The 8,380-nt window shown below is 47.5% G+C and carries 10 protein-coding genes; all 10 read left to right on the forward strand.

Features of this window, described 5'->3' with window-relative positions:
- The coding region (locus ACTHMC_RS05225) for a hypothetical protein (RefSeq protein ID WP_440411466.1) at window positions 1–713 on the forward strand (713 nt) is incomplete at its 5' end.
- A 73-nt stretch (window positions 714–786) separates the two neighbouring features.
- Complete coding sequence (locus ACTHMC_RS05230) at window positions 787–1,161, forward strand: hypothetical protein (protein WP_440411468.1); 375 nt, start codon at window positions 787–789, stop codon at window positions 1,159–1,161.
- 37 nt (window positions 1,162–1,198) lie between these two features.
- On the forward strand, window positions 1,199–1,732 hold the full coding sequence (locus ACTHMC_RS05235) for a hypothetical protein (RefSeq protein WP_440411470.1): 534 nt from the start codon (window positions 1,199–1,201) through the stop codon (window positions 1,730–1,732).
- A 28-nt stretch (window positions 1,733–1,760) separates the two neighbouring features.
- Window positions 1,761–2,042, forward strand: coding sequence for a hypothetical protein (locus tag ACTHMC_RS05240; RefSeq protein WP_440411472.1), 282 nt, complete (start codon window positions 1,761–1,763; stop codon window positions 2,040–2,042).
- 42 nt (window positions 2,043–2,084) lie between these two features.
- Window positions 2,085–2,519, forward strand: coding sequence for a hypothetical protein (locus ACTHMC_RS05245; RefSeq protein WP_440411474.1), 435 nt, complete (start codon window positions 2,085–2,087; stop codon window positions 2,517–2,519).
- A 2-nt stretch (window positions 2,520–2,521) separates the two neighbouring features.
- Window positions 2,522–5,455, forward strand: coding sequence for a hypothetical protein (locus ACTHMC_RS05250; RefSeq protein WP_440411476.1), 2,934 nt, complete (start codon window positions 2,522–2,524; stop codon window positions 5,453–5,455).
- Window positions 5,455–5,760 (forward strand): hypothetical protein, encoded by a 306-nt coding sequence (locus ACTHMC_RS05255; protein WP_440411478.1) that lies wholly within the window; start codon window positions 5,455–5,457, stop codon window positions 5,758–5,760. Before ACTHMC_RS05250 ends, ACTHMC_RS05255 begins: the two co-directional genes overlap by 1 nt.
- A 45-nt stretch (window positions 5,761–5,805) precedes the next feature.
- Complete coding sequence (locus ACTHMC_RS05260; protein WP_440411480.1) at window positions 5,806–6,120, forward strand: hypothetical protein; 315 nt, start codon at window positions 5,806–5,808, stop codon at window positions 6,118–6,120.
- Complete coding sequence (locus tag ACTHMC_RS05265; RefSeq protein WP_440411482.1) at window positions 6,120–7,541, forward strand: hypothetical protein; 1,422 nt, start codon at window positions 6,120–6,122, stop codon at window positions 7,539–7,541. The genes ACTHMC_RS05260 and ACTHMC_RS05265 overlap by 1 nt, the downstream gene beginning before the upstream one ends.
- A partial coding sequence (locus tag ACTHMC_RS05270; RefSeq protein ID WP_440411483.1) for a DUF6712 family protein occupies window positions 7,531–8,380 on the forward strand: 850 nt, incomplete at its 3' end. The genes ACTHMC_RS05265 and ACTHMC_RS05270, both read left to right, overlap by 11 nt.

The following is an 8,380-nucleotide window of genomic DNA, read 5'->3' on the forward strand; positions in this document are numbered from 1 at the left end:
TAATGAAAAGAAACGGAACGGAATTGAATTTGGAGACAGTATACCACGGTGTTGGAAAAGGAGCATTCAGTGCTTTCAATCCAGCCAGCACCTATGCGGTGGGTGATCTTGTTACGTTCACTCAAAATGCGGAGCTGCGTTATTTCCGTTGTATAGCCGTAACTACAGCAGGGCAATCACCCGACACGCACCCTGCAAAATGGGATTGGGCAGGTGGCCGGGCAGTAGCAAAAGGATTCGGTAAAATTATTACTGAAGAAATTGCTGCTTCCAATATTACTCCTGTAGCAACGGGTGCAGTAACCGCCCTGAACGGTTATGACAAAGCAATGCAACTTTATCGCTCCCTTCCGGAATCAGTGCAGCTCGGAAAATCTGGTCCTACATTGATCTACCAATCTCTGACAGATTACCAGTTCACGATGGATCAATACGAAAAGGATGTAAGTAAAAACTTTGAGACCATCGATGGTATTACTTACCTGGCAAAAACCGAAAGGCGCTGCGGATTGAAACCAGTATCCTGGTTAAGTGGCAGCCGCCGTCAAATCGCTACCGTAAAAGGAAACCTCGTAGCTGGAACTGACGAACTGAATGATATGAACCTGATCAAAGCTATGGAGCAGATGTATACCATCCAGGCTTCCATGACCTTCATGATCGGTTTCCAAATCCGTCAGCTGGCAGCCCTGCGCGTATCTGACCAGGCGTAAATATTTCCAATCAACTTTTAAAAAATCAGGAATCCGACAACTACCCTGTCGGATTCCTTCAATACACTTTATCATGTCAAAAACTAAGAAAGTCCTATTGACAGTGACGCTTGCACAATTGCAGGATTTCACTGCACCAGTGCTCCGCGCCATCTTCAATGAAGCGACAGGGCAAACTGCAAAAGAGGATCTCGATGCCGAAAGCCTTTTATCAGCGCTGTTAACACTGGCCGACCCTGCCCCTGAACCAGAGCCGGTGCAGTCTGTCAGCTCAGATGCGTTACCTGTCTTCGAGTACAAGAAAAAGAAGTACCAGGTGTTGACGCCGAAAGTGCATATCCCTGGTATCGGTGATCGCACGGCAAAGGAACTGGCTACCGATGATGAATCCATCGAGTATCTGATCAAAAATCAGTGCGTTGGATCTGTGATCAAGGAAGTGAAGTAGCCTGAAACAACATTCATTCATTTTTCAATTACCAATAATGCCAAATTACGCGAACATCAAGGGCAGCACACAAACCGGTAAGAGCGGCGGATACAAAGCTTTGCTTTTGCATGCGCACGTTTCTGATATCGATGTATGGGCGCGCCCCATCGCATTACCCATTGCCCTGGGTGATAAGGTGAAGATCGTAACCGCTCACACCTTTGTGGATGACAAAACCGCATTCCAGTGGGATGCCCAAATTCACAGTGTGAAGCATACCAGCGCTACAGTTGGTGAAGAGGGTGCACAGGAACTGGAGCATACCGCAGAACTCGTGATCTTAGGAGATAACCCTGCAACACTGGAGCAGATGGTGAATATCCTCAATGATCAGAAAGTGGTGTGGCTCAAAGATGCGGACTGCATCAACAATGACAGTTACATTCAGCTGGGTGATGACTGCGTTCCTGTAACGGTTACACTCGCTTTTGATGGCTCCACCACCAAAGAAGGCATGAAGAAATACACGCTGACCATTAAGTGTAAAAAGAAATTCTTTTACCTGGCTGCTCTCGATGTAGCGGTGTAATTCTTTTCTCTAACCTTCATTTTTTCATATGCCGGAAATCATAAAGCAGCTGCTCAATCCCGACACAGCAGCTCAATTTAAGCATACAGGGAACTGGAATCGTGAGATCCGGATTCCCAATGTATGGAAGGGGTTACCTCAGAACATTCCACCGCATGCAGTGGAAGCATTGATCCAGCAGGGCCGCAAGGATTTCGTACGGATCACCGATGAGGATGATCCGGACGAAGGGAAGGGTAAAAAGCCGTCCTTGAAAGGCAATAAAGCCGATAAGAAAAACCCGGAAGATCAAGGGGAAACCATTTCCTAACCTTCAAAATCCCCGCCGCCATCGGCGGGGATTTTTTACATCATGGCAATAAATTTTGACAAATACAACGATGCAGTACGGCAATGGGGAGCCAGTGGAAAGAACCTGATGAAGTCCACCGGCACTGCTATGGGCATCAAAGGCCGTAGCCTTTCCCGGATCAGGGATCGTTACGGCGTTGATAGTACCGGTGTCATCAATAAGGTGACGTTCACCACCATCAGCCGTTCCCTGATCTTCATCAGCGCCGGTGCAGGTAAAGGCATGGGTGGCAGCAAGGGTAGCCGGTGGATTGATCGATACGGTCAGCGGAAATCAACCAACCCTTCCTCGTTGGGTAAAGCTGGCAGCGGCTCCCGGCCGGAAAGACCTTTTATTGAAAAAGCCCTTTCATCTCCGGATGGGCTTGAAGCGTTGGCCGACCTGGTTGCAGTGCACCAGGCCGATGCCATTATCGAAAACGTCTATAAAAAATAACTATGGCTAATCAAACTGTCAACCGACAGGTCAATATATACATTGCCAGCGGCGAAGCTGAGAAAGCATATGATCGATTGGTGAAGAAAGAACAGCAGTTGAAAGCTGAACTGGAAAAGGCGACAGATCCGAAGATCATCAACCGGTTGAACGCTGAGTTGAACAAGCTACAGGAACCGATTGACCGGGCCACCCGAAAAATGAAAGGTGAACTGGAGCCTTCCTTCCGCGATGTAAAAAACACAGTGGATGCATTGGGCAAGCGGCTCAAGCAAATGAGCAGCAGTGATGCGGACTATACCAAAGTGTTGGTGCAGTACCGGGCTGCCAATGTTGAACTTCAGGAGCAGAAAAAGAATCTGGATGCAATAAACAGCGCAAAAAAAAATATTGCAAAAGATTCTGATGGTAACAACAGTTCTTTCTTCGGTAATCTGTTTGCAAATCTTGCTGTAAAGGGAATCGAACTGATGAAATCTTTGGGCCAACAGGCTATTAAAACAGCATTGGAAACTGAAGGTGTGCGACGTGCATTTGATAGGCTGAATCAGCCTGAGCTTTTAGATAAACTCAGAACCGCCACAAAGGGTACAGTGAGTGACCTGGAATTAATGAAACGTGCAGTGGCAGCTGACAACTTCCAGATCCCGGTTGAAAAGTTAGGCACCCTGTTGGAATTCGCACAACGCCGCGCCCGTGAAACCGGCCAATCTGTGGATTACCTGGTTGACAGTATCGTTACCGGTATTGCCCGTAAAAGCCCGCTGATCCTCGATAACTTAGGTATCAATATTCAGCGTATCAATACCAAATTCAAAGAGACAGGTGATTTTGCGCAGGCTGCGTTCGGTGTGGTGGATGAGGAACTTCAGAAGATGGGACCAGCGTTAGAGACCAACGCAGATAAAGTAGATCAGTGGAAAGCCCGGTGGACAAATAATTTGAGTGAATGGGGAGCAGGACTGATCACTACACTTAGTTATATCGGTGATAAGTTTACCGAAAAGTTCGGCACAGATGCGATGAAAGCTGAATATTTTACAAAGAAACGCAATCAGGAAATCGCTGCCGAAAATGAAGCTGCAAGAGACCGGGAGCTAACGCAGATCCGATCCTTCCAGCAAAATTATGCAGCAGCTGACAAGACAGGCCGGGATAAAATACTCGACCAGGTGCGCCTTGAAATCAAGACCATTGAAACAGAAGAAGCGAATGCCAGCAAAACAGGACTGACCAGGTTAGCAGAAACCCATAAAATCCGGCTTGGTCTCTGGCAGAAATATTATGATGACCTCAAAGCCCCTTCCAACAAAGGTGATACTATCGCAGCTCTGCAAAAGGAAATCCAGCTAACCACGGAACTGCGTGATAATTCAATCATTGGCAGTAAAGAATATACGCAGGCTGCAAAGCGGCTCGATGAGTTGCAAAAACGCCTCGACAAATTACTGGGTAAGAATCAGCCGAAAGCAAAGGAGAATATTTTCAGTCGGCTGCATGATCAGCTGATGGATCAGGCCCGGGAGCTGGATACCTATACCGCCAATCAGCTCATGAAGGACCTCAATGCTTCCAAGATAAAGTACGATAAACAGAATCGTGATCTGAGGACTGCATTGGATGAACAAAAACTTACTCTCGACCAGTATGTTAAACTCTACCGGATATCCATCGATAGTGCAGAACGTGAACACCAGCAGATATTAGAAAAGTCAGTACTTGAGTACAACAAAAAAAGACTGGAGGAAGCCAAAAAGCTCAAAGAAAAGCAGGTCAAGCTCGACGAGGAAAGGATGGAACAGCTGGTGAAATTCCAAACGACCCTTGCCCGTAATGCTGCTGAATTGTCCGATAAGGCGCTTGGTGGATTGAAATTTCAAAAGGAAGTTGATCTGATGCTTGCCACCGGCAAGAGACGGCTGCAAATTATTAAGGAGCAGCTTGACCTGGAAGAAAAAGAAGAGATAGCGCAGGCGGAAAAGACCGGTAAAAGCGTTGCTGATATTCATCGTAAGTATGATCAGCTTCGTAAACAGGAATCGATCAATCACTTTGTTGACCTTGCAGAAAGGATAGCTGATTTCACTTCCAATATTCTTACAACGGTTGGGCAGGTCTTCCAGACAATGGAGGCCAACGAAAATGCGCGCATTGAAGATGGCCGGAAAAGAACCGAGCGGGAAAAGGAACAGTACAAGCGTCAGCTGGATAATAAGGTCATCACCGGGGCTGAGTATGACCGGAAAGTTGCCGCGCTGGAAAAGCGGCAGGAAGAAAGGGAAAAGGCCCTTCGCTTGCGCCAGTTCAACCGGGAGAAAGCAATCAACTTTGTATCCACCACTGTGCAGGTGGCTCGTGGTGTTGCTGCAGCACTCGCAACCCCGCCCGCTCCCAATATACCGCTGGCTGCTCTGATGGGTATTTTAGGCGCTGTTCAGCTGGGCATTATCGCAACATCCAAACCGCCAAAGATGGCAACGGGTGGTATTCTCAATGGGCCTTCACATGCAGCCGGTGGTATGCCGGTGGTTGATCCGAGGACCAGGCGCGTAGTGGCAGAGCTGGAAGGTGGTGAAGCCATCCTGAGCGTTGATACGGTGAAGAACAATTTCGGGGTGGTCAGCCGTCTGCTCGATGCCAGCATGAACAAACGCGGTGCCACTATCCGTCCATTGCCGTATCAACCTAAGTACGTGGATGTACCTGCCATTACCCAGGGCATCAACACGGTAAAGATGTACGCTGCCGGTGGCGTATTTGAAGGGGGCAAACAGCCTTCCGTTAATTCAGATGAGGTGTTACTGCAATTGGCAGGATCTGTGATCGCATTGAGCACCGTAATGAGTAATGGCATACGTGCAGTAACCAGTCTGCGCGACATAGAGGAACAGGCGGACAGAAAGGCCGTGATTGAAAACGATGCAACCATGCGCTAATGAACCTGGATATAATCAATAAAAAATTTCGGGAGGTGGTCAGCCAACCGGGCATATACAACCAGCTGAAGGTTTCCAAGAATGTAGTGGCGCAGTACCGGTGGAAACTGAAGCGCGGTGTTCATATCAGCATAGATAAGCAACTATCCGTGATCCATGCCGCTGGTGTCCGGCTGGATATTTATGAGTATCGTGATCAGGATCTGGTGGCTGCTATAGAATTTGCATTGCGCTCCAGTCAGGCAGCTCGTGGCATGGGTGCCGCCTATCTTTTGGAGAAATGGAAGGCCGGTAATATGCAATAGTTCTTGTCCTTTCCCCTGCACTATCAATGGTGCAATTTGCTGGGTATGGAAACAATCCAGCGCCACAAAGTACTTCAGCTCATCGATTCAGGCGAACCATTCGACCTGGATTTCGTCACTGCCGATCGCGCCCGCGGAACTGGTGGTAAAATCAAGCGTGTAAAAGGGTGGCAGAAATATTCAGAAGCCGGTCCCGTTGGTGGCCGGCCGTCTGATTTTAAGGCCACGGGCCGCAAGAAAACCACCACTGGTTCCGATCACCGGACATTCAATATCTACAATCCCAATGACCGCAAGCAGCATCCTGTAAAGGTTCACTACCTGCTGATGGCCTATTTCAACAATATAAAAATCGTGTAATGAAAAAGTTTGTTAGAGGCATCGGGTATTCAGAAGGAGCTCAGGCCGTCTTCGTCGATATGAAGGCAGCAAAAGAGAACCAACGCGCTGGCAAGACATTTACAGAGGTGCCGCAACCTGATTGCAATGAAAAACATATCCCGTGGGCAAGATGGGGAACTAACAACCTGCTGCCAATGGAGATGGCGCATGACATTGAGACAACCGGAATATTGTCCGGCATCTTAGAAGGTAAAGCGCGATTTGCCGCCTGCAATGGTGTATTACCTGCCCTGGTGCATTATGAAAAAAACGGGCAGATGGTGATTGATAAGATTGTAATGGACCCGGAGATACAAGATTTTTTGGAGGACAATAATCACTTTTTTCATACGCATGCATGGATGAAAGATCAGTGCGCTTTTGGGCAGACCGCCGTTCGTTTCATGCTCAACGGAAAACGGGATAAAATTGTTGCATTCCAGCGCGATGATGTTACTGAAATGCGGTATGCAAAGATGGATGGAAACGGACGCATCCCGCATGTATACTATTCTGCCTGCTGGGATAAGGTGGGCAATAATGTGAATGATGAGCGGATTATTAAAGTGCCGCTGTTGAACTGGAATAACCCATTAGCTGACCTAAAGAAGCGGGTGGAAAAATCCAAAGATGTCGAATTTGTGATGACCTCCCGGCAGTCCGGTTGGGGCAGAAAATACTATCCACCAGCATTGTGGTATGCTGCATACTTATGGGTAAAAATCGCCCAGGGTGTCCCTGAGATGAAAGCAGCCATGTTTGAAAACAATTTCCGCCCTAAGTATGTGGTGGTGATCAATGAAAAGTACTGGGATGGTGTTTTCTCGGGGGAAAAAGATGAGAATGGAAAGCTATGGGATGATTACACGGCCGCTGAGATAGAGCAAAAGAAGAACAAGGAATACGATAATATCGAGAAATTCTTAATCGGCAATAAGAATGCCTACAAGTCAATTTTTTGTAGCGGTTACTACGATGGCAATGGCAAGCTGATCGCTGATATCGAAATCAAAGCAATTGAAGACACTACAAAAAACGGGGAGTTCCTGCCGGATAGTGCTGCTGCCAACAGTGAAATCGCTTTTGCCATGCTCTTTAATCCCGGCATTATTGGCGCCAACATGCCGAGCGGCCCTTACACCAACAGTCAGGGAGGCAGCAATGTGCGTGAGAGCACATTAATACAGGTGATCATACATGAACTGGAACGCCAAAACGTTCGCCGGAAATTCAATCTGATTTCCCGGTTTAACGGATGGTCTGATAAATACAATTCAGGAGATCAACGGCTGGAATGGTTCATTCCTGCCACTATCCCTACAACTCTTGATACCGGCTCTAACACCAAACCAATGGTTACCGGTGTTTCACCACAAAACGATCCCTCCAATGCTAATTAAAACTATTGCGGAACTCAAAGCAATGATTCCGCGCCTTTCCCAACTCAGCAATACATCCAACCTTCCCAACTTCAGCAAGGCAGGCAGGAAGTACATAAAGCCCGTATTGGGTGCAGCCTTATACAAAAGCCTTGATGATAAATATAACAGCAGCGATGCCCTAACGGAAAAAGAAACAGACCTGTTGAAAGCAGTACAGCTCCCACTGGCTGCATTGACACTGTTGGATGATCTTCCTTTCATTCATACCATCATTACGGATAACGGTATCCGTACGGCTACATCACAGTCAATGGAGACGGCACATAAATGGGAAGTCGCCATGCTCAAAGATGGCCTGATGGAATACGCCGCGGATGGTATGGAGCAGTTGCTGAATTATCTTTTTGACAATAAGGAAGAGTGGACGGAATGGACCGATTCCAATGAGTATAAAGAACTCAATGATTTCCTGATCAAATCCGGATCAGAGTTTCAGAAGTATTACCCATTGAAGCATCCCCTGCGCACGTATTGGGCGCTCAGGCCCATCATGTCCAACGTGGATGACAATTACCTGCTGCCCACTTTTGGCGGTGATTTGCTTGCCTGGTTGAAATCTGAAGGCAGCGTAATGGTAAGAACTAAGGACGGTCTCCAGGATGTAGTCCTGCTGCTTAAAAAAGCAGTGGCTTATTTCACTATCAAGCATGCAGGGGAACACATGGCCGTGCAATTTGATAGAACCGGCTTCACAGTACCTGTGCAAACACCTGAAGACCCTGAACAGGAGGGATCAACGTCCGCAACCCGAAGTGAACTAAAATTCAAAGTAGATGCCGCCGACCGGGAAGGACAGA

It is taken from the genome of Pseudobacter sp. (assembly GCF_051955275.1).
In the GTDB taxonomy this organism is placed as follows: Bacteria; Bacteroidota; Bacteroidia; order Chitinophagales; family Chitinophagaceae; genus Pseudobacter.